At 68.3% G+C, this 21324-nt stretch carries 21 protein-coding genes; 5 read left to right on the forward strand and 16 right to left on the reverse strand.

Translation table 11 applies throughout. The annotated features are described in order from the left end of the window. Window positions 1-107: 107 nt before the first annotated feature. The 7 genes from rpmE to RB150_08220 all read right to left on the reverse strand — a co-directional run bounded on the left by rpmE (window position 108) and on the right by RB150_08220 (window position 8022). Window positions 108-311: a 50S ribosomal protein L31 gene (gene rpmE, locus RB150_08190; GenBank protein ID MDQ7820514.1), complete on the reverse strand. Its 204-nt coding sequence runs from the start codon at window positions 309-311 to the stop codon at window positions 108-110. A gap of 122 nt (window positions 312-433) precedes the next feature. Further along, the gene (locus RB150_08195; GenBank protein ID MDQ7820515.1) at window positions 434-1504 is read right to left on the reverse strand and encodes a peptidoglycan DD-metalloendopeptidase family protein; all 1071 of its coding nucleotides are present in this window, start codon (window positions 1502-1504) and stop codon (window positions 434-436) included. A 163-nt stretch (window positions 1505-1667) separates the two neighbouring features. Continuing rightward, window positions 1668-2930: a transcription termination factor Rho gene (rho, locus tag RB150_08200; protein ID MDQ7820516.1), complete on the reverse strand. Its 1263-nt coding sequence runs from the start codon at window positions 2928-2930 to the stop codon at window positions 1668-1670. A gap of 55 nt (window positions 2931-2985) precedes the next feature. Further along, complete coding sequence (gene fsa / locus RB150_08205) at window positions 2986-3657, reverse strand: fructose-6-phosphate aldolase (GenBank protein MDQ7820517.1); 672 nt, start codon at window positions 3655-3657, stop codon at window positions 2986-2988. 12 nt (window positions 3658-3669) lie between these two features. Then, on the reverse strand, window positions 3670-4926 hold the full coding sequence (locus tag RB150_08210; protein MDQ7820518.1) for an S-layer homology domain-containing protein: 1257 nt from the start codon (window positions 4924-4926) through the stop codon (window positions 3670-3672). 244 nt (window positions 4927-5170) lie between these two features. Then, a complete protein-coding gene (gene argS, locus RB150_08215; GenBank protein MDQ7820519.1) occupies window positions 5171-6907 on the reverse strand; it encodes an arginine--tRNA ligase in 1737 nt (578 codons plus the stop codon). Then, a complete protein-coding gene (locus tag RB150_08220) occupies window positions 6904-8022 on the reverse strand; it encodes a trypsin-like peptidase domain-containing protein (protein MDQ7820520.1) in 1119 nt (372 codons plus the stop codon). The genes argS and RB150_08220 overlap by 4 nt, the downstream gene beginning before the upstream one ends. 151 nt (window positions 8023-8173) lie before the next feature. Here RB150_08220 and accD point away from each other — a divergent pair, with 151 nt between their 5' ends. Genes accD through accC form a run of 4 tightly spaced genes read left to right on the forward strand, consistent with a single transcriptional unit; the run spans window position 8174 to window position 11845 of the window. Beyond that, window positions 8174-9040 (forward strand): acetyl-CoA carboxylase, carboxyltransferase subunit beta, encoded by an 867-nt coding sequence (gene accD / locus RB150_08225; protein MDQ7820521.1) that lies wholly within the window; start codon window positions 8174-8176, stop codon window positions 9038-9040. Further along, window positions 9037-9885, forward strand: coding sequence for an acetyl-CoA carboxylase carboxyltransferase subunit alpha (locus tag RB150_08230; GenBank protein ID MDQ7820522.1), 849 nt, complete (start codon window positions 9037-9039; stop codon window positions 9883-9885). The genes accD and RB150_08230 overlap by 4 nt, the downstream gene beginning before the upstream one ends. Before the next feature lie 52 nt (window positions 9886-9937). After that, entirely contained in the window at window positions 9938-10408 is a 471-nt protein-coding gene (accB, locus tag RB150_08235) for an acetyl-CoA carboxylase biotin carboxyl carrier protein (protein MDQ7820523.1), read from the forward strand. A 60-nt stretch (window positions 10409-10468) separates the two neighbouring features. Beyond that, the gene (gene accC / locus RB150_08240; protein ID MDQ7820524.1) at window positions 10469-11845 is read left to right on the forward strand and encodes an acetyl-CoA carboxylase biotin carboxylase subunit; all 1377 of its coding nucleotides are present in this window, start codon (window positions 10469-10471) and stop codon (window positions 11843-11845) included. Window positions 11846-11854: 9 nt separating this feature from the next. Here accC and RB150_08245 read toward each other — a convergent pair whose 3' ends face one another. Next, entirely contained in the window at window positions 11855-12835 is a 981-nt protein-coding gene (locus RB150_08245; GenBank protein MDQ7820525.1) for an ROK family glucokinase, read from the reverse strand. Between the two features lie 123 nt (window positions 12836-12958). Between RB150_08245 and RB150_08250 the strand changes: the two genes are divergently transcribed. Continuing rightward, window positions 12959-13855 carry an SPFH domain-containing protein gene (locus RB150_08250; protein ID MDQ7820526.1) on the forward strand — a complete coding sequence of 299 codons (897 nt, stop codon included), beginning with the start codon at window positions 12959-12961 and terminating at the stop codon, window positions 13853-13855. A gap of 351 nt (window positions 13856-14206) precedes the next feature. Here RB150_08250 and RB150_08255 read toward each other — a convergent pair whose 3' ends face one another. From RB150_08255 to RB150_08290, 8 genes are all read right to left on the reverse strand, one after another. Further along, a complete protein-coding gene (locus RB150_08255; GenBank protein ID MDQ7820527.1) occupies window positions 14207-15184 on the reverse strand; it encodes an LLM class flavin-dependent oxidoreductase in 978 nt (325 codons plus the stop codon). Continuing rightward, a complete protein-coding gene (locus RB150_08260; protein ID MDQ7820528.1) occupies window positions 15181-16035 on the reverse strand; it encodes a sugar phosphate isomerase/epimerase family protein in 855 nt (284 codons plus the stop codon). The genes RB150_08255 and RB150_08260 overlap by 4 nt, the downstream gene beginning before the upstream one ends. After that, window positions 16032-16913, reverse strand: a complete 882-nt coding sequence (locus RB150_08265; protein MDQ7820529.1) for a sugar phosphate isomerase/epimerase — start codon at window positions 16911-16913, stop codon at window positions 16032-16034. Before RB150_08265 ends, RB150_08260 begins: the two co-directional genes overlap by 4 nt. Further along, window positions 16910-17833 (reverse strand): Gfo/Idh/MocA family oxidoreductase, encoded by a 924-nt coding sequence (locus RB150_08270; protein ID MDQ7820530.1) that lies wholly within the window; start codon window positions 17831-17833, stop codon window positions 16910-16912. Before RB150_08270 ends, RB150_08265 begins: the two co-directional genes overlap by 4 nt. A gap of 13 nt (window positions 17834-17846) precedes the next feature. Next, window positions 17847-18620, reverse strand: coding sequence for an ABC transporter ATP-binding protein (locus RB150_08275; GenBank protein MDQ7820531.1), 774 nt, complete (start codon window positions 18618-18620; stop codon window positions 17847-17849). Then, on the reverse strand, window positions 18620-19609 hold the full coding sequence (locus RB150_08280; GenBank protein MDQ7820532.1) for an ABC transporter substrate-binding protein: 990 nt from the start codon (window positions 19607-19609) through the stop codon (window positions 18620-18622). Before RB150_08280 ends, RB150_08275 begins: the two co-directional genes overlap by 1 nt. Window positions 19610-19639: 30 nt before the next feature. Then, the gene (locus RB150_08285) at window positions 19640-20389 is read right to left on the reverse strand and encodes an ABC transporter permease (GenBank protein ID MDQ7820533.1); all 750 of its coding nucleotides are present in this window, start codon (window positions 20387-20389) and stop codon (window positions 19640-19642) included. Between the two features lie 84 nt (window positions 20390-20473). Next, a complete protein-coding gene (locus RB150_08290) occupies window positions 20474-21289 on the reverse strand; it encodes an IclR family transcriptional regulator (protein ID MDQ7820534.1) in 816 nt (271 codons plus the stop codon). Window positions 21290-21324 lie beyond the last annotated feature (35 nt).

Genomic DNA, 21324 nt, shown 5'->3' on the forward strand with positions numbered 1-21324 from the left:
ACAAAGAAGGGGAGAGACTCCTCCCCTTCCCCTGCACCCGCTCATGCCCTCAGCCGTTCCCCTTTTCCCTCTTCCCTTTCCCTTTTCCCTCTTCCCTTTTCCCTTCTTTACACCTTCATCCCGTACTTCCTGGCGAACTTCTGCACGCGGCCTTCGGCGTCCACGAACTTGCGCTGTCCGGTGAAGAACGGGTGGCAGCGGGAGCAGATCTCCACCCGGATCATCTGCCTGGTGGACCCGGTGACGAAGGTGTTCCCGCAGGCGCACACCACCGTGGCCTGGTAGTACGGAGGATGAATGCCCTTCTTCATCGACGATCACCTCGGGGAGCGGCGTCCCGGCCGCCCGCACGCCGAGGCATTGTACCACGCCCGGCGGGGACGGGCAACACGGCCGGGATCGGGAACCGGCGAAGCGCGATGCGCCTCCGCAGCTAGAGGTACTTGAGGGGGTCCAGGGGGCGGCCGCGGACGCGGATCTCGAAATGCAGGTGGGGGCCGGTGGAATACCCGGTGGACCCCACCAGGGCGATGGGCTGTCCGGCGTCCACCTGGTCGCCCACGCGCACCAGCAGGCGGCTGGCGTGGCCGTAGAGGGTGGTCACGCCGTTGCCGTGGTCGAGGATGACGGTGCGGCCGTAGCCGTAGTACCAGCCGGCGAAGACCACCCGCCCGGCCTTGGCCGCGTAGATGGGGGTCCCGTAGGGAGCCGCGATGTCGATGCCGTCGTGGTGCCGCTGCCACCGCCACCCGAAGCGCGACCGCAGGCTTCCCCGGGCCGGCCAGAGGAATCCCCGGGCGATGCTGACTGCGCCGGGGGGGCGGGAGGCGGCCGCCACCCTCCGGGGCGCACCGGCCGCCACGCCGGGGATCACCAGGCGCTGCCCGGGCCGGATCAGGTCGCCCGACAGGCCGTTGGCCTCCACGATGGCGTCCACCGGGACCCCGTACGTCTGGGCCAGGTCCCACAGGGTCTGGCCGGACTCCACCACCACCGTCACCGAGCGCCCGCCACGGGGTCGGGACGCCGGGCGCGCGGGACGTCCCGCCGCCGGCGCCGCCGCAGACGCGCCAGGGATGACCAGCCGCTGGCCGACGTGGATGACGTCCTCGTCTCCGATTCCGTTGGCGGCGGCCAGGGCCTCCACCGCCACCCCGTGGGCGCGCGCGATCTCCCACAGCGTCTGCCCTTCCCGGACAACCACCACCGTCTGACCCTCCAGGCCGGCGGCGGTGGCGACGGCGCGGGACGCGTCCACCGCCTCCTCCTGCGGGGAGGGGCGCATCGCAGCGGCCGACGGCAGGGGAGGGGTCAGGGTGAGGGCCGGGGCAATGGCCGACAGCTTCTGCAGCCCCTGGTTGCGGGCCGTGACGGTCTCCAGGAATGGAAACTCAGGCGGAGGACCGGACCAGGTGAGGTCGACGCCGGAGGCGCCAAATCCGGGGAGGAGCAGTGCACCCACCAGCAGGAGCCCACCCCAGTATCGCCGCGCCGTCGCCCGCATCGCTCACCCGCGTCCAGCCCGTCCTGCCGAGGGAGTGTGTCAGAGGGCGGCACAGCCGCATCCTGCCAGCCCGCCTGTGCCGGTGTATCTGCCCCTCCGGATTCGCCTCGGGGCACTGAAATCCTGCCCGGTGGCCGGGTGCCCTAGACGGGGCGACGGACAGCTACTGCAGGTCTTCCTCGGAGCTCTTGACGATGGACCGCAGGAACGCCTGGTTGGTGGGGGTCTTGCGCAGCCGGTCCAGGATCAGCTCGGTCATGGCCACCGTGTCCAGCTGCTCCAGGCTCTTGCGCAGGACCCACACCTTGCGCAGCTCATCCTCGGTCAGCAGCAGCTCCTCCCGGCGGGTGCCGCTCATCTTGATGTCGATGGCCGGGAAGGTGCGCCGCTCCTGCAGCTTGCGGTTCAGGTGCAGCTCCATGTTGCCCGTGCCCTTGAACTCCTCGTAGATCACGTCGTCCATGCGGCTGCCGGTGTCGATGAGGGCCGTGGCCACGATGGTCAGGCTGCCCCCCTCCTCGATCTTGCGGGCGGCGCCGAAAAAGCGCTTGGGCCGGTGCAGGGCCGCCGGGTCCAGGCCGCCCGACAGAGTCCGGCCCGACGGCGGGATCACCAGGTTGTTGGCGCGGGCGAACCGGGTCAGGCTGTCCAGCAGGATGACGACGTCCCGGCCGCCCTCCACCAGCCGCTTGGCCCTCTCCAGGACCAGATCGGCCACCTGGATGTGCTCCTCCGGGGGGCGGTCGAAGGTGGAGGCCACAACCTCCGCCTCCACCGACCGCCGCATGTCGGTGACCTCCTCGGGCCGTTCGTCCAGCAGCAGCACGATCACGTAGATCTCGGGGTAGTTGGCCACGATGGCCTGGCCGATCTTCTTCAGCAGGGTGGTCTTGCCGGCCTTGGGCGGGGAGACGATCATGGCCCGCTGGCCCTTGCCGATGGGCGCGAACAGATCCACCATGCGGGTGGTGATGTCCCCGTTGGTCTCCAGCTTGATGCGCTCGTAGGGGAAGACGGGGGTGAGCTTCTCGAAGTCGGGGCGGGTGCGGGCCTGCTCGGGGTCCAGCCCGTTGACCGCCTCCACCCGCAGGAGGGCATAGTACTTCTCGTTGTCCTTGGGAGGCCGGACCTGGCCCAGGACCTCGTCCCCCACCCGCAGGCCGAACCGCTTGATCTGGGAGGGGGAGACGTAGATGTCCTCGGGGCCGGGCAGGTACCCGCTGGTGCGCAGGAAGCCGTAGCCCTCGGGCATGATCTCCAGGATGCCCGAGCGCAGCATCAACCCCGACTGCTCGGTCTGGGCCTGCAGGATGCGCATGATCAACTCCTGTTTGCGGTAGCGCCGGAAGTTGGCGATGTTGAGCTCCCGGGCCATCTCCTGGAGCTCGTCCAGCGTCTTGGCCTCCAGTTCGGCGATGGCAGACACTGCCCATCCACCTCCGCGTGCCTGTATACCCCTGCGGTCGCCGGCGGTAGACGACCTACACCGGCGTCCGCCGCTGGGCCAGGGCGGCCTGCAGCGCGCGCCAGTCGGCCAGGAACCGCTCCTGACCCGCTTCGGTCAGAGGGTGCGTGAACAGCATCTCGGCCACCTTGAAGGGCATGGTGGCGATGTGGGCCCCGGCCAGGGCCGCCTGGGTCACGTGCAGGGGGTGGCGCAGGCTGGCCGCCAGGACCTGGGTCGAAAAGCCGTAGGTCCGGTAGACCTGCACCACGTCGCGCACCACCTGCATGCCCTCGTGGCCCGCGTCATCCAGGCGCCCCACGAAGGGGCTCACGAAGTAGGCGCCGGCCCGGGCCGCCAGCAGGGCCTGGTTGACCGAGAAGACCAGGGTCACGTTCACCCGGATACCCTCCCGGGTCAGGGCGGCGGCCGCCATGATCCCCTCGGTGGTGGCCGGCACCTTCACCACCACCGACGGGGCCCACGTGGCGTACTCCCGCCCCTGGGCGATCATCTCCTCGGCCCGGTCGGTGGTGGCTTCCACCGAAATGGGGCCGTCGGTGACGGCGGCGATCTCCCGCACCACGGTCCGGTAGTCCTTGCCCTCCCGGGCCACCAGGGTGGGATTGGTGGTCACCCCATCCAGGATGCCCCACCGGTGGGCGGTGCGGATCTCCTCCAGGTTGGCGGTATCCAGGAAGAACTTCATGGGCGCCTCCTCCTAGGGGCCGGTGGCCTCGATGTAGGCCACGTCGCCCGCATCCCCCACCTTCAGGAACAGCAGCTGGTCCCCGGGGCGCAGGTCCGCGAGCTGCGCGGGCGCGTTATTCCGGTAGACGGCGTGGGCCCGCGCCACCCGGTAGGTCCGCTGGGCCCGGGAGGGGTCCTCGATCACCATCAGCGTCGGCGTCCCCACCCGGATGTCCTTGAGGATCCCCCGGGAGAAGTCGTACCGCTGCAGGGTGTCCATCAACTTGTCCAGGGCCCAGGCGACCTCCGCCCGGGTGGCCGGCCGCTGGGGCTGGAAGGTGCCGTCGGCCCGCGGGGGCACCACGCCCCGCTCCACGGCCACCGCCACCTCCCCCCGCACGGACTCGGGGACCTCCGCCGCGTCCGCCACCGCCAGAGGGCGGGCGGAGACCTCCCCCCACCCCAGCAGGCGGACCATCACCGCGGCGAGGTCGGCCCGGGTGACCTCCGCCCGGGGCCGGAACGTGTTGTCGGGGTATCCGGGCAGCACGCCCCGGTGCAGGACCAGGGACAGCGCCGTGGGGTCCCGCACCGTGGTCTGGACGGCGGTCATCCGGTAGCGGCCCGGCGGCACCGGCTCGTCGTTCTGGTCCAGCTGCTTCCAGCGGGTCACGTACTCGAACGACTTGCCCGCGGCCAGGGTCACCGGGCCGGACAGGGGCAGGAACGCTCGCCCCAGCGACCACCGGGCCACCTCGGTCCCCCGGGCGTCGGTGATGATGAAGTCGTACAGCTGCGAGGTGGCGTACTCGAAGGTGACGTTCTCCTTTCCGGTGTTGGTAATGGTGAACCTCAATTCGATGGTCTCGGCGGGTCCGTACAGGGTCTTGTCGGTGGAGAACGTGTACACCACCGCGCCCTTGCGCACCTCCACCCGGGCCGGCGAGACGGTCCCCAGGTTGGTGACGGCCGCCACCGCGGACCGGGCCTCGGGGGGGATCTCGCCGGCGTCGGCGAACGCCGGCAGGGACACCCCCTGCCCTGACAGCCCCAGAGCCCGCGAGATCAGCACGGCCAACTCCACTCGGGGCACCGTCGCCGAGGGGTTGAACTTCCCGTCGGGCGGGATCCGGACAATGCCCCGGGCGGCCAGCCGCTCGATCGCCCGCTGGGCCGGCAGCCCCAGGATGTCGGTGAAGATCGCCGCCCAGGCCGTCGGGGCGGCCAGGACCGCCACCAGGCCCGCCGCCAGCGCCACCCGCACTCCCCTCCGCACCTGCGTGGTCATCGGTGATGTCAACCTCATCGGCCGTCCTGTGGGGAAAACGGCGACAGGCACCGCGCGCCGACCTGCGGTTCACCGCCCTCCAGGCGTGTGCGGATTCACAGGCCGGGGCAGGCCGGCGGCGTCACAACCATCGGATGATCGGGGAATCTGGTCCAGAACCGGGGAACCGGGTTCGCTGCACCCTGCCCGAATCCCTGCCGGGCCACCACCTTACGCCATGTATTATACCCTACCGGAGGCCTCCTCACATCCGCTCGGGCACCCGGATCCCCAGCAACCCCAGTCCCGTCCGCATGACGGTGGCCACCCCCGCCACCAGCCTGACCCGGGTGGCCCGCAGTCCCGGGTCGGGGGTCTGCAGCACCGGAACCTCGTGGTAGAAGGCGTGGAACGCCTGGGCGAGATCGTACAGGTGGTTGGCCACCAGGTGCGGCGAGTAGGTGTGGGTGGCCTCCCACACGACGTCCGGAAACCGCCCCAGGGACCGCAGCAGCGCCCACTCCCGGGCCCCCTCCGCCACCCGGGGGTCGAACGGCCCCTCCAGGGCCTCGGCGCCGCCCCGGCGCAGGATGCCGCGGGCCCGCACGTAGGTGTACTGCAGGTAGGGGGCGCTGTCCCCTTCCAGGGACAGCATGCGGTCCCAATCGAAGGTGATGTTCTTGACCCGGTTCTGGGACAGGTCGGCGTACTTGAGGGCGCCGATGCCCACGATCCGGGCGACCTCGGCCCGTTCGTCCTCGGGCAGCTCGGGGTTCTTGGCGTCCACCAGCGCCCGGGCGCGGGCGATGGCCTCCGAAAGCACGTCCTCCAGGAACACCACCCGGCCCCGGCGGGTGCTCATCCGGCCTTCGGGCAGCGTGATGAGGCCGAAGTCCACGTGGGCGTAGGTGACCTGGGTGAACCCCAGCTTGCGCAGGGCGGCGAACAGCTGCTGGAAGTGCAGCCGCTGCTCGCTGCCCACCACGTAGATCAGCTGGACGGGATTCCACGTGCGGATGCGGTAGATGGCGGCGGCCAGGTCCCGGGTGACGTACAGGGTGGCGCCGTCCCGCCGCCGCAGCACCAGCGGGGTCGAGATGCCCACGTCGTCCAGGCGGATGATGAGCGCCCCCTCGTCCTCCACCGCCACCCCGGCCCGGAGCGCCATCTCGATGACCTCGCCCACCTTGTCGGCGTAGAAACTCTCGCCCAGCACGTGGTCGAACCGCACCTCCAGCAGATCGTAGATGCGGTTGAAGGCGGCCAGGCTGTGGTCGACGAACTCGCGCCACAGGGCCCGGGCCTGGGGGTCCCCCTGCTCCAGCCGCAGGGACCACTCGCGTCCCCGCTCCTCCAGGGACGCGTCCCGCTCGGCCTCGCGCTCGAACTGCACGTACACCCGCAGCAGCTCCCGCAGGGGGTCGCGCCGGTAGGCCTCCCGATCCCCCCACGTCAGGAAGGCATACAGGAGCTTGCCGAACTGGGTTCCCCAGTCGGCGATGTGGTTCACCCCCACCGGGCGGTAGCCGGTGAAGGCAAACAGCCGGTACAGGGCGTCGCCGATGATGGTGGACCGCAGGTGCCCCACCGACATGGGCTTGGCCACGTTGGGCGAGGAGTAGTCGATGACCACGGCGCGCCCGCCTCCGGCGTCGGTGCTGCCGTAGCGGCCGCCCAGGGCGGCCAGTTCGTCCAGCACGCCCCGGGCCACCGGCGGACGGTCGAAGGCGATGTTGAGGTACCCGCCCTCGGCCCGCGCCTCGGCCACCAGCGGGCCCGCCCCAACCGCCTCGGCCAGACGGCGCGCCACCTCCGCGGGCGGCTGCCGCAGGCGCGCGGCCAGGGCGAAGCAGGGCACGGCCAGATCGGCCGCCACGCCCGCCGGCGGCACGGACGCCGGCAGGGAGAGGTCGGCGGCCGCCCCGGGCGCGAGGCTGTCCAGCGCGGCCCGCACCGCGTCCAGCGCCTGCTGCCTGGCGGCCTGATAGGTGTAGGTGGTCACTGCCTCTGCGCCAGGATCACCTCGACGGTGCGCCGCGAGGTGTCCCGGACGATGTCCAGGCGCACCCGGTCGCCCGGGCGGCGGGTGAAGAGCTCCCGGATGAAGTCGTTCCAGTTGGCCACCGGCCGCCCGTCCACGGCGACGATGATGTCCCCCGGCTGGATGCCCGCCGCCGCCGCCGGCCCCCGCGGATCCACGTCCCGCACGATCACCCCGTGATCCACGGGCAGGTTGTACTGGCGGGCGATGCTGCGGTCCACGTCCCCGCCCCACACCACACCCACGTAGGGGCGGATGACCCGCCCGCTGCGGATGAGCTGGTCCATGATGGCCCGGGCGCTGTCGATGGGGATGGCAAACCCGATGCCCTGGGCCTGGGGCACGATGGCCGTGTTGATGCCGATGACCGCCCCGCTGCTGTCCACCAGGGCCCCTCCGCTGTTGCCGGGGTTGATGGCCGCGTCGGTCTGGATCAGGTTCTCGATGACGAGACCCGGCACCTGGATGCTGCGGTTGAGGGCGGAAATCACCCCCACGGTGACCGTGTGCCCCAGCCCGAAGGGGTTGCCGATGGCGATGGCCAGCTGGCCGACCCGCAGGGTGCTGGAGTGGCCCAGCTGCGCGGCCGGCAGGCGCTCAGGGGTGGTGACCTTCACCACCGCCAGGTCGCTGAACCGGTCGGTGCCCACCACGCGCGCGGCGAACGTCCGCCCCGACAGCAGGGTGACCCGGATCTGCTGGGCGCCCTCCACCACGTGGTTGTTGGTCAGGATGTAGCCGTCCTCGCTGACGATCACGCCCGACCCGGCGCCTTCCTGCGGAAACACGCCGAAGAAGGTCTGCACCTGGGCCACGGTGTCGATGTTGACCACCGCCGGCCGCACGCGTTCCACCACCCGGATGATGGCCGCCTCCTCGGCCAGCAGGCCCGCCGATCCCGCCGCGGGCGGCGGGGGAGCCTGCGCGGCCGCGGGAGCGGGAGGAGCCGCGGGCGGCGCGGGGGCGACGGCGCCTCCCACGTAGCGGGGCAGGACCGCCGAGCCCAGGCCTCCGCCCACCACGGCGGCGGCCAGCAGGACGACCAGCAGGCTTCCCGGCGTTGCGGACAGTCTCATGGTGTCACCCTCCCGTGAGGACGCATCCATTATAACAACGAGGGAAGAGGGAACGGGGAAAGAGGAAGAGAGCACAGAGTGCGGGCGGGTGTTTGCCGGGCCTCGGGAGCCTGGGATATAATCAAACCACCTTCGGTGACCGTCGCGCACCGTGCTGAACTGGTTGCGCCGCCCCAAGTATGGATCCCTCCAGCGCCGCGAGATGCCGGCGGGCCTGTGGGCCCGCTGCCCCCGGTGCCAGAAACTCGTCTACCGCAAGGAACTGGAGCGCCACCTGCGGGTGTGTCCCCGGTGCGGGTACCACCACCGCCTGTCGGCGGCCGAACGCCTGGAGATCACCCTGGACCCCGGCAGCTTCCGGGAGTACGACGCCGGGCTCACCTCCACCGACCCCCTGGCCTTTGAGGGCTACGCGGCCAAACTCGCCGAAGCCCGGGCCCGCACGGGCCGGGCCGAGGCGGTCCTGACGGGCGAGGGAACCATCGAGGGCTGGCGGGCGGTGGTGGGTGCGCTCGACTTCTTCTTCATGGGGGGGTCCATGGGCTCGGCGGTGGGCGAGAAGGTGGCCCGGGCCGCCGAGCGGGCGCGGGAGTCGCGGCTGCCACTGATCGTCTTTTCGGCGTCGGGCGGCGCCCGCATGCAGGAGGGCGTGCTGTCCCTCATGCAGCTGGCCAAGACCGGCGCCGCCGTCGGGCGCCTCCACGACGCCGGGATCCCGTACATCTCGGTCCTGTGCGACCCCACCACCGGCGGGGTGACCGCCTCGTTCGCGTTCCTGGGAGACGTCATCCTGGCCGAACCGGGGGCGCTGATCGGGTTCGCCGGCCGCCGGGTCATCGAGCAGACCATCCGCCGGCGGCTGCCCGACGACTTCCAGACGGCGGAGTTCTGCCTGCAGAAGGGGCTGATCGACATGGTGGTGCCGCGGGCGGAGATGCGGTCCACCCTGGCGCGGCTGCTGTCCTTCTTCGGAGCTCCCCGGGCGGCTCCGCCGGAACCGGCCCCCGCGCATCCATGACCTCCCTCCCCCCGGACCGGGACGGACCGCCCGCGGGTCCCCTCACCCCCTGGCAGGTGGTCCAGCTGGCCCGCCACCCCCAGCGGCCGCGGCTGGTGGACTACCTGGCGGGCCTGTTCACCGACGTCATGGAACTGCACGGCGACCGCCTCTACCGGGACGACCCGGCGCTGCTGGCCGCCCTGGCCCGGTTCGACGGGGAGCCGGTGGTGGTGGTGGGCCACAATAAAGGAAAGGACACCCGGGAAAACGTGGCCCGCAACTTCGGGATGCCCTATCCGGAAGGCTATCGCAAGGCTCTGCGGGCCATGCGCCTGGCGGAGAAGTTCCGCTATCCGGTTCTCAGCTTCGTCGACACTCCCGGAGCGTACCCGGGGGACGAAGCCGAAGAGCGCGGCCAGGCCGAGGCCATCGCCCGCAACATCCAGGAGATGAGCCGCCTGCGCACCCCCATCCTGGTGGTGATCACCGGCGAAGGCGGCAGCGGCGGCGCCCTGGCCATCGGGGTGGGCGACGTGATCCTGATGCTTCAGCACGCCGTGTACACCGTGATCTCCCCCGAAGGGTGCGCCGCCATCCTGTGGCACGACGCCTCCCGGGCCGAGGACGCGGCGGCCGCCCTGCGGCTCACCGCCACCGATCTGCTGGCCCTCGGGGTGGTGGACGAGGTGGTCCCGGAACCTCCCGGAGGCGCCCACGCCGATCCCGATGCGGCGGTGGTGGCGGTGCGGGACGCCCTGGGCCGCCACCTGCCGGCGCTCCGGCAGACGCCGGTGGAGGTCCTGCTGGAGCGCCGGTACGCCAAGTACCGCCGGATGGGCCGGGTGGTGGAGGTGGCGCCGTGAGGGGCAGGAAGAAGGAACAGGGACGAGGGAAGAGGGAAGAGGGGAGGATGGCGTGAGCGAGGATTCCCGGCTCGACCTCGACCAGATCCGGGCGGTGATCCAGATCGCCAGCGAGGCGGCCGACATCGCCGAGCTGGAGGTCCAGTCGCCCACCCTGCGGATTTCGGTCAAGAAGGCGGCCGCGGCGACACCCAAGGCGCCCGCGGCGCCGGCCGGCCCACCCGCCCCCGCACCGGCGGGCGGAGCGCTGCCGGCGGCGGAGCCCGACCACCTGGTGGCCATCACCGCCCCCATGGTCGGCACCTTTTACCGCGCCCCCAGCCCCGACGCGCCGCCGTTCGTCAGCGAGGGAGACCTGGTGGAGCCGGGCCAGACGGTGTGCATCATCGAGGCCATGAAGCTGTTCAACGAGATCCAGAGCGAGGTCCGGGGCCGGATCGCCCGCATCCTGGTGGAGAACGCCGCCCCCGTGGAGTACGGGCAGACCCTGATGCTGGTGGACACGTCGGCGGACGGGGCCTGACCCCCGGCGCCGGCGGTCCGCCCCCGGGGCCCTCCCCGCCCCGGCGCGGAGGCCCGCGGGATGTTCAGTAAGCTGCTGATCGCCAACCGGGGCGAGATTGCCGTCCGGATCATCCGGGCGTGCCGGGAGCTGGGGATCCGCACGGTGGCCGTCTACTCCGAGGCCGACCGCGGGGCCCTGCACGTGCGGATGGCCGACGAGGCATTCTGCATCGGCCCCCCGCCGGCGGCGGACTCCTACCTCAACATTCCCAACATCATGAGCACGGCGGAGCTGCTGGGGGTGGACGCCATCCACCCCGGGTACGGCTTCCTGGCCGAGAATCCGCACTTTGCCGAGATCTGCCGGGACGTCAACATCACCTTCGTCGGCCCCTCCCCCGAGGCCATCGCCGCCATGGGCAACAAGGCGGCGGCCCGGCAGCGGATGAAGGCCGCCGGCGTGCCGGTCATCCCCGGCAGCGACGGACCCGTGCGCAGCGAGGCGGAGGCGTGGGAGCTGGCGCGCTCCCTGGGCTTTCCCCTGATCGTCAAGGCCTCGGCCGGCGGGGGAGGGCGGGGAATGCGGATCGTCCACACCCGGGAGGAGTTGCGGCGGGCCCTGCAGACGGCCCAGGCGGAGGCCGAGGCGGCCTTCGGCAGCGGCGAGCTCTACCTGGAAAAGTATGTGGAGGAACCCCGCCACATCGAGGTCCAGATCCTGGCCGACGCCCACCACAACATCATCCACCTGGGGGCCCGGGATTGCTCCATCCAGCGGCGGCACCAGAAGCTGCTGGAGGAGTCGCCGCCGCCGGGCCTGCGCGACCGCTTCCTGCGGGCCCTGGGCAAGGCCGCCGTGCGCGCGGCCCACGCCATCAACTACACCGGCGCCGGCACCGTGGAGTTCCTGGTGGACCGGGACGGCCACTTCTACTTCATGGAGATGAACACCCGCATCCAGGTGGAGCACCCGGTGACCGAGATGGTGACCGGGGTGGACATCGTCAAGTGGCAGATCCGCATCGCCGCCGGGGAGCGCCTCACCCTCCACCAGGGGGAGGTGGAGTTCCGGGGGCACGCCATCGAGTGCCGGATCAACGCCGAAGACCCGCGCCACGACTTCCGCCCGGCGCCGGGGACCCTCACCGCGTTCGTGCCGCCGGGCGGGCCCGGGGTGCGGGTGGACACCCACGCCTTCGCCGGCTACACCATCCCGCCCTACTACGACTCTCTGGTGGCCAAGGTCATCGCGTGGGGAGCCGACCGGACCGAGGCCATCGCCCGCATGCGGCGCGCGCTGCAGGAGTTCGAGATCGCGGGGGTGCCCACCACCATTCCCTTCCACCTGATGGTGCTGGACAACGCCTTTTTCCGCCGGGGCGAGGTGTACACCAACTTCGTGCAGCGCCGCATCGACCTGGCCGCGCTGGCGTCGGCCGCCTCCCCCGGACGGTAGGACCCGCCCTCACCCCTCCGCCCCCGGCACCCCCAGGGCGCCCGTCCGCTGCAGGACCACCGCCGCCGCCCCCACGACCCCGGCGTCGTCGCCCAAGGCCGCCGGCACGATCTCCGCATCCCGCGCGGGGCGCTCGAAGGCGAGCTGGCGGGCCGTCCGCCGCACCGGGTCCAGCAGCAACGCCCCGGCCTTGCTCACGCCTCCGCCGATCACCACCCGCCGGGGGTTGAGAAGGTTGAGCAGGTTGGCCACCCCCACCCCCACGTAGAACCCCGCCCGCTCGAAGATCTCGCGGGCCACGGCGTCGCCCCGGCCGGCCTCCCGGGCCACGACTTCGGCGGACAGACGCGCGGGGTCCGCCCCCAGGGCCGCGAGGGAGGTCGGGCGCCCCGCGGCCACCGCCTCGGCGGCCATGCGGGCGATGGCGCGCCCGGAGGCCAGCGCCTCCAGGTGCCCGCGCCGCCCGCACCCGCACACCGGCCCGTCCAGGTCCACCACCGTGTGGCCGATCTCCCCGGCGGTGCCGCTGCAGCCCTGCACCAGGCGGTGGCCCAGGATGATGCCTCCTCCGATGCCGGTGCTGACGGTGATGTAGACCAGGTCGGCGACACCCCGGCCGGCCCCCACCCACCACTCGCCTACGGCCGCGGCGTTCGCGTCGTTTTCCACGTGGCAGGGCAGGCCCAGCCGCGCGGCCAGCAGGGCGGCCAGGGGTACGTCGCGCCACCCGGGAAGGTTGGCCGGCTCGTAGACCACGCCGGTCTGCGGGTCCAGGGGGCCGGGCGCTCCCACCCCCACCCCCAGGCAGTCGGCGCGGGGCAGACTGGCGTCGGCCAGGACTCCCTCGACGGTCGCGGCGATGGCCTCCACCACCGCCTCGGGCCCTGCCTGGGGTGTGGCCACCCGCCGGCGCGCCCGCACATCCCCGGAGGGCTCGACCAGCGCCGTCAGGATCTTGGTGCCGCCCAGGTCGACCCCGATCACGTACATCGTCCCACCCCCCGGTGACCCGCATCTCTCCGGGCGATCCTGCCCGGGCAGTAGGAGTCCCGCCCCCGCCCCCGGAAGAATAACAGGCCGGGCCGCGTACAGCCGGTCCGGGGAGGTGCAGCCGTGCCGGGTGTGCTGACCACGTTCGCCCTGGCGGTGGCGGCGATCATCGTGGGCATTTCCATCATCAGCGCCGCCATCAAGGTGGTCCGGGAGTACCAGCGCCTGGTGGTGTTCCGCCTGGGCAAGGCCATCGGCCAGCGGGGCCCCGGACTGGTCTTTCTGATCCCCATCGTGGACAAGGCGGTGTGGGTGGACCTGCGGGAGTTCTTCCTGGAGATCCCCTCCCAGACCTGCATCACCAAGGACAACGCCCCCATCAACATCGACTTCCTGATCTACTTCAAGGTGTTCGATCCGGAGAAGTCGGTCATCCAGGTGGCCGACTTCGCGGGGGCTGCCCGCGGGATCGCCACCACCACCCTGCGGGCGGTGGTGGGCGACATCTCCCTGGACGACGTCCTGGCCAAGCGGGAGCAGATCAACCAGGTCCTGCGGGCCAAGCTGGACGAGGTCACCGAGCGGTGGGGGGTCAAGGTCACCACGGTGGAGATCCGCGAAATCCTGCCCCCGCGCGAAGTGCAGGAGGCGATGACCAAGCAGATGTCCGCGGAGCGCAACCGCCGCGCCCTGGTGACCGAGGCCGACGGGAAGCGGGAGGCGGCCATCAAGGTGGCCGAGGGCGAAAAGCAGGCCGCCATCCTCAAGGCCGAGGGCGACCGCCAGGCGGCCATCCTGCGGGCCGAGGGCTTCTCCCTGGCCCTGGACAAGATCTACTCGGTGGCCCGCAACGTGGACAGCAAGACCATGACCCTGCAGTACCTGGAGGCCCTCAAGGCCCTGGGAGAGGGCGCGTCTACCAAGTTCATCTTCCCGATGGAGTTCACCCGGCTGCTGCAGCCTCTGGTGGACATGGCCCGGGAGTCAGGCCGCAGCGAGCGCCCACCCAATGCGCCCTAGTCTGTCCTGTCGGAATGCAAGTGTTTGCACTTGAGGGCTTGGCCGTCGTGAAACCAGCAGGGCCATCGCCCAATCTCCAACCGAGGTTTTGGTACCATCAAGACCTTGGGAAGGGGTGGGCAGATGACCCTCGAGGAGCGTGTACTACGACACCGCCTCACCGTCATCCAGCGCGCGGCCGCCCTGTGCAACGTCAGCCAAGCCTGCCTGGAGTTCGGGATCTCGGCCCCCCACGGCGATACCTTCCACATGAACCCCGCACACGCCGCCATCACGGGATACGGGCCACAACGACCTGCCTTTCATCCCGCCCGCCGGGCTTTCACCCGTCATCACGCGCTGCTACCGCGGCTATGATGTTTTGAAGGCCGGTAGCACCTCGGTACCCAGGAGAGTGATCTCCTCCATGATAAAGGCGTGGGGCGTATGGGGGCCGTAGAGCCGGAAAATGAGATGATCGCAGCCCAACCGCTCGGCGAAGAATTTGACGCCTGCGATAACATCTTCAGGCGACCCGACGATAAACCGCTCCGTTCCGAGTGCTTCCATGTCATGCGCCTGATCGGGGTGGACCAGTCGGTGTCGCCAGCCGCCTCCGTACTCATCCCGATAGATGGGCAGCAGGTAACGTTCGGCGGCGGCCAACGCCTTCGACCTGGTGGGAGCCACGATCAGCTCGCGCGTCAATACTCGAGGCCGCGCCCCGGGATCTCCACCAGCCCGACGCACGAACTCCTCGTACTGGGCGCGGCATGCCATCAGCTGCCGGAGGTCGGCGACAGGCCCCGGAATCCACGCATCGGCGTACACTGCCGCTCGGCGAAGATTCTCCCGTCCCCACCCCCCGGCCCACACCGGGAACGGCACCCATGGCTCCACAGCGAGAGGAGCCAAGTGGAAGAACCTGCCATGAAACGCCGCACCGTCCTGCCTCATGAGATGGCGGATCGCCACCAGCGCTTCCTCATACCGTCTCCCCCGCTCGGTTAGGGAGACGCCATACGCGGCGTACTCCTCCTCCCGATACCCCATGCCCACACCCAGGATGAACCGTCCTCGCGACAGCGCCTGCAGCATCGCCGCCTCTTCGACCACTCGACGCGGATGATAGAAAGGCAGGATGATGACGTTCGTGCCCAGAAAAATGCGCTCGGTCCGCGCGGCCAGCGCGGACAGCATCAGCAACGGCGACGGCCAGTAATGGTCCTGTACTCCGTGATGTTCTGAAAGCCATACCGAATCGAAACCCATCTCCTCCGCATGAATCACTTCAGCCAGAGCTTCCTCCGTCAGCGTGCCCCCTTCGGTAGGCTGAATGCCGAACTTCATCTCAGCGCCTCCTGCAGACGCCGGAGGGTCGCACGCACTGCCGCGATTTTGGGTCGCACGTGGGTCTCGATCACGAGATACCCGTCATATCCATCGGCGAGCAGAGCGCTCACTTGGCCCCGCCAGTCGATCTCACCGTGGGTTGCCCACTCAATGTGCCCGGACACGTGCCGCCGCGCATCTTTGACGTGTACATGACCAACCAGACCGCGCACCGCGGCATAGCCATCCGGATACGGGCACTCCCCTGCAGCGAAGGCGTTGCCCGGATCCCAGTTCACCTGCAATGCGGGTGACCCGATCTGGCGGACCAGCGCGGCCGTGCGCGCCCCTGTATCCGCCCAACAAATGTGTTCGTTCTCCAGGAGCAGCGTGACCCCCGCCTGCTCCGCTGCCTTGGCAGCTTCCCTCAAGACCTCTGTCACGACGGGCGGCGTGGTCTCCGCACCTGGCGACTTCACCACACCGAACACGATCACGCGGCGGCAGCCCAGCTCGTGAGCAAATGCCAGGCTCTCCTTTAATAGCGTCGTCCGATGATCCTCCCACACCGCTGATTGTCGGCGCTCTCGCACCCACTCCTCCCGATCCTGCCAGCGAAGCACCTGAAAGCCCTCGGTCACCGGCTCCGGGAGTGGAATCTTGAACAGCCCCGGGGAAATGGCCACTACTCGCATACCGAACCGGTCCAAAAGCTGTGGAAGCCGACGGCGCCAATACGGATCGAGCCGCGGTACCCGGCGACCGCCCACGCCACGCAACTCTACCTCGTGAATCCCCAGCTCCGCTGCCAGCTCCAAGGCAGTCTCCGCATCGTCGCTGAGCTCGTCAGTAACAACCGAAATCTTCATCTGTTCAGCCACTGCCGCAGCCGCTGCGTACTGCGCATCATCCCCTCGGTTGCCGGCGGCAAGTCACCGGGGTGCCAGCGACGTTCATACTCCAGCGACAGCACACCATCATAGCCCATCCGGCGCAGCCCGGCCAGAATCGCAGGCCACGGGACAATCCCGTCACCCACAACGCAGGACCTGACGATCCGCGCCTCCTGTTCCACGTGGCTCACGTCTCTGGCCGTGAAGGGACGGGACGTGTCAGTAAACACAAAGTCCTTCACGTGGACATATGCGATGAGGCCCGCGAGTCGCTCCAGCGCATCTTCCCACGCCTCGGCCCCAATGAATCCCAGATTGGCTTGGTCGTAGAGAACGCGCACGTGCGGATGATCGACGGCGCGCACCAGTGCCGCAGTGCGGGCTGCGGTATCGGCCATGGTATTAAAGTGGTTTTCCACGCAGATGACCACGCCAAGGCGTTGTGCGCGCGCACCTAGTTCACACAGAGATTCAACCAGCCGCGCCCACCGTTCGTCCCACTTGCCGTCTCCCGGGAGAAACCGACCGCCATACAGACGCACCCACCGCGCGCCGAGCACCGCCGCCCCGTGGAGCGCGCGGGTATAGGCGTCGATGGAAGCGCGCCAGACTGCCGGGTCGAGGTCGTTGAAACGCGCTTCGTAAGGCGTGATCGCAACGATGGAAATACCCGCCTGAGATGCATGGCGGCGAAGATCGCGTAACGTCGCCTCGCTGGCCGCTGGATCGATGCCACACCGATAGTTCTCCTGCCAAATGACCTCGGCCCCTTCCAGGCCGAGCCGCGCGAAGAAGTCCAGCGCCTCAGGCACCGAGTATTCAGGTGTCCCCATGGTGTGGCCGGCCAGTTTCATACGCTGAGATCGGGCAAACCAGCGGCCCTCAAAATCCGGTCGGTTAAGCGGTGCGTCTCCAACGCATCCCGGGCAGGCGTCCGGACGGGCTGACCCGTTTGTACCGCTACCAGAAACTGCTCTACCTCCTGACGGAACCCCAGCCTGTCATGAACCGATGCCCAGCCCATGGACAACGGCGTCAGGTTGGTGACGTGCCCTTGACGGTTGTCGACAACCATCACCGACTCCGGTGCCTCGACCAGAACGCTCTTGCCGCGGCCATAGGTGGCCACGCGCTCCATCCACTGACCGCATGAGCGGTTGGCCACCAACACACCCAGAGTCCGGGCAAAACGGATCTGTGCCACACACGACGTCTCATAATAGCGGTCCTCGAACTGGCTCCACGCCGTGATGTCGCGTGCCTCGCCACAGATCCACCGCATCAGATCGATCATGTGAATCGCGTTTTCCAGCGTGGCCCGATATTCGGTGCCCGGGCGGTTCTTCTCGGCAATCATCACCTCGGGCGGATCATGCTCCCATTCCCTGTGCAACGCCTCGTACGCCGGTGCGTACCGCCGATTAAAACCCACCATAAGCAAGGTGCCGGTGGCTTCCGCAGTATGCACCAGAGCCTCGGCGTCGGCAAGCGTGGTGGCCATGGGTTTCTCCAGGAAGACCGCTATGCCCCGGCGCAGCAACGCCGACGCAATTGCCGCGTGGGTCTCCTTCGGCGTCAGGACAAATGCGCAGTCAGCGTCCACATCATCCAATGTCTCGTACACCCGCGGGATGTTGAATGCAGCCGCCACAGCGCGGGCTCGCTCGCTGGTGCGGCTCATGACGCCGGCAACGGTGCAGTTGCTGGCAAGCAATATGGGAAGATAGATCGACCGGGCAATGGATCCCACGCCAATAACCGCTACCCGCAGCATGCGTCACATCACCCTACACGCGCAGTACGCCCATCTTGTACAGCACACCCTGAATCCGGGCTCGGTAGTCGAGGAACTCCGGCCTTGCCAGGATGTCCGCCGTACGGGGCCGGGGCAGCGACACCGGGACGATGTCCGCCAGCCGTCCCGGCCGGGAGGTCATGATTACCACTCGGTCGCCCAACAGGATGGCCTCGGCGATGTCATGGGTGACGAACAATACTGTATTCCGCCACTCCATCCACAAGCGCTCCAGGTCGACACGAATCTGTTCTCGCGTTAGAGCATCCAGGGCCCCGAATGGTTCATCCATGAGGAGCAGTCGTGGATTGTGGATGATGGCCCGCGCAATGGCCACCCGCTGCCGCATACCCCCCGACAGTTCAAACGGGTACTTGGTCTCGAATCCGCGCAGGCCCATTCGTCCCAGCAGAGCCCGCGCGGATGGTAGGAACGCCGAGCGCGAAAGTCCCCGGAGATCGATCTGCAAAAGAACGTTGTCAAGGACGGTGCGCCAGTCCAGCAGCAAGTGATCCTGGAAGACCATGCCGATTTCCCGAACCGGTCCCTGCACCGGCTTGCCGTCGACGCGCACGTGCCCCCGTGTGGGCTGCAACAGCCCGGCCACCGCCAGCAGCAGCGTACTCTTCCCACAGCCCGACGGTCCGAGAATCGATACGAACTCACCTGAGCGCACCGACAGACTCACGCCCGCGAGCGCCGCCACCGGCCCCGACGGAGACCAGTAGGTAACTTCGAGATGATCTACCTCAACCGCGTAATCCATCAGCGCCCCGGTAGACTGTCCGGCAGAAAGCTCTGGTCATAATAGTATTTGGGGCCGTACCGACCGGTGAGGCCCATGTACCGCGCCAGCAGCACCACCGTGTCAAGCCAGTCTTTGTCGGTTGCCTTCATGAGTTCGTTGGAACTCTTGCTGAAAAGACTGCTGATCGCCACCGCCAGCTGGTCACGAGCAATCGCCTCATTAAGCGCAGGAATGTACCGCTTTTGGACCGCTACGGCAACATCAGGATTCCGGCGCGCCACGTCCCAGCTGCGAACCGTGGCCCTCAAGAACCTGCGCACCAAATCCGGTTGAGCAGCCAGGGTGTCCTGGTGGGCGATAATGGAGAGCCCTATGGTAGACACGCCGTAGTCCGCGAATCGCAGCACGACCACGGGCATTCCCCGCTGGCGAAGTGTCACGGCCTGGTCGTCGGCGCCTCCCAGGATGGCCTCCACCTGCTTGTTCAGAATGGCCGGCACCTTGGCCGCAGGATCCATCGCGACAAGCCGAACCTTGCTTTCATCGATATTATTGGCGCCCACCAAGGCCGGCCAAAGGGCCGAGAGGGCGTCTCCGGGCGTAACGCCTACACGTTTGCCCTCCAGATCCTTCGGCTTGGCGATCCCGGCATCGGGAGCAGCGATGATGGCAAATGCGTTCATCTGATAGACGGGCGCGATAATTTTCACGGGAATGCCCTGGGCGATGCCGATGATGGTCGTTCCGGCATCAGCAAATCCGAACACGTCGCTACGGTTCCCCACCAAGCGTACTGTGGTGGCGGAGCCGGTGCCCTCGCCTATCCTCAGGTCAATCCCCACATCCCGATAGAAGCCACGGTCCAGCCCCAGATAAAAGGGCGCATGCAACCCTACGGCCACGAAGTTGAGTCGAAACGACACCGGTGTCAGCGCCTGCGCGCCCGAACTCGCAACCAGCCCGACCACCAGCGCCGCAACCATCACCACGCCCGCGATAGTCCGCATGCTCAGATCCCTCCCCCGTTGATCACTTGCTCACAGTGTGGACCGTTCGACCTGCGCCACCTCGCGGCGGATCGACACATGCCACGGGATAACAGCCCGCTCCAGACCCTCCACGATCATGAACAGGGCCATGCCCATCCCCGAGAGCACAATCAAGATCGCAAACAGCAACGGCGTGTTTAGGTCACCGTTCGCGCGCAGCAACATATACCCCAAACCCCGATCGGCGCCGACGAACTCCCCGACGATGGCTCCCACAGTCGCAAACGCAATGGCCACTTTGAGGCCCGCAAAGATGTGGGGCAGTGCTGCCGGCAGTCGGATGCGCCAGAAGATCCGCCACTCGGACGCGGTCATCGTGCGAGCCAAATGTAGAAGAAGAGGATTTACCGACTTGAACCCCACCGTGCTATCGATCACCAGCGGGAAAAAAGACAGCAGGACCACGATGGCAACCTTCGGCACAAAACCAAACCCAAACCACACGACAAACAGGGGCGCCAGCGCGATCTTCGGGATCAACTGGAGGATAACGATGAGCGGGTAGACGGTGCGCTCGAACGGCGTCCAGTATGCGATCAACAGCGCCAAGGGGATGCTGATAAACACCGTCAAGCCGAACCCTGTCAAAATCTCCCGCAGCGTCACGCGCATATGGGGATACAGCGCACCCAGAGAGGCCAGCAGTGTGCGACCCACGACATCGGGTGCTGGCAGCACATACTCCGGCAGACGGCCCACGCCCGCCACTGCCCACCAGACGCCGACCGCGACCGTCACTGTTAATAGATAGCTCGCACTTCGTCGAAAGGTGTCAGCCATGTCGGTGGGGATGGCAACTCGTGTTCGGCATGATGATGCCTGTCAGCCATGGACGGCCCCCATGGCGACAGAGCGTGACGGGCCATCGACGCGGTAACCGAGGGCACAGGAGATCTCCCGGCTGGCACGAACCACCATCCGGGAGACGTATCGCACCCGCGCGGCGGTCATCCGGTAGGCGGGACCTGCGGCACTGATCGACGCGATCACCTGGCCCTCGTGATTGAATATGGGCGCCCCCACACAGCGCACCTCAGGATCGTGCTCAGAGCGATCGATCGAGTATCCGCGCTGCCGGATCTGCCTGAGCTCGCGGAGAAGGCGTTCCACCGACGTGATCGTCGTAGGCGTGTACCGGCGCAATCCATAACGGGCCAGTAACCGCCGCACCTGGGACTCGGAGAGAAATGCGAGGAACGCTTTGCCCACCCCCGTACAGTGAATCGGGCATCGACCTCCCACTCGAGAGCCCACCTGCACGACCTTCCGCGTCTCAACGCGGTCCAGATAGACCATCTCACCGTCGCTCAGGACACACAGGTGCGCGACTTCGCCACACGTACGAGCCAGCCACTCCAACTGTGGACGCGCAATGTCCCGCAGCCTCACCTGAGCGTGGAACATCGACGCCAGTTCGAGGACCCGTGGTCCGAGCGTATACCGGCCTCCCTCGTGAACCAGCAACATCCCTTCCGCGGCCATGGTTTGCAAAAACGGGAAAAGCGTCCCTTTGGGGATCAGCAAATGGCGGGAGAGAACCGAGATGGACACCGGTGCGGGGTACCCACCCACCGCACGCAAAATTCTGAGACCCTTGACAAGGGATTTGATATGTCGGTTGTTCATTGCGAACGCCATTTGTGATCATTCAATCCATTCGACATCACCTCACC

It is taken from the genome of Armatimonadota bacterium (assembly GCA_031081675.1).
Lineage (GTDB): Bacteria > Sysuimicrobiota > Sysuimicrobiia > Sysuimicrobiales > Kaftiobacteriaceae > Calidihabitans > Calidihabitans tengchongensis.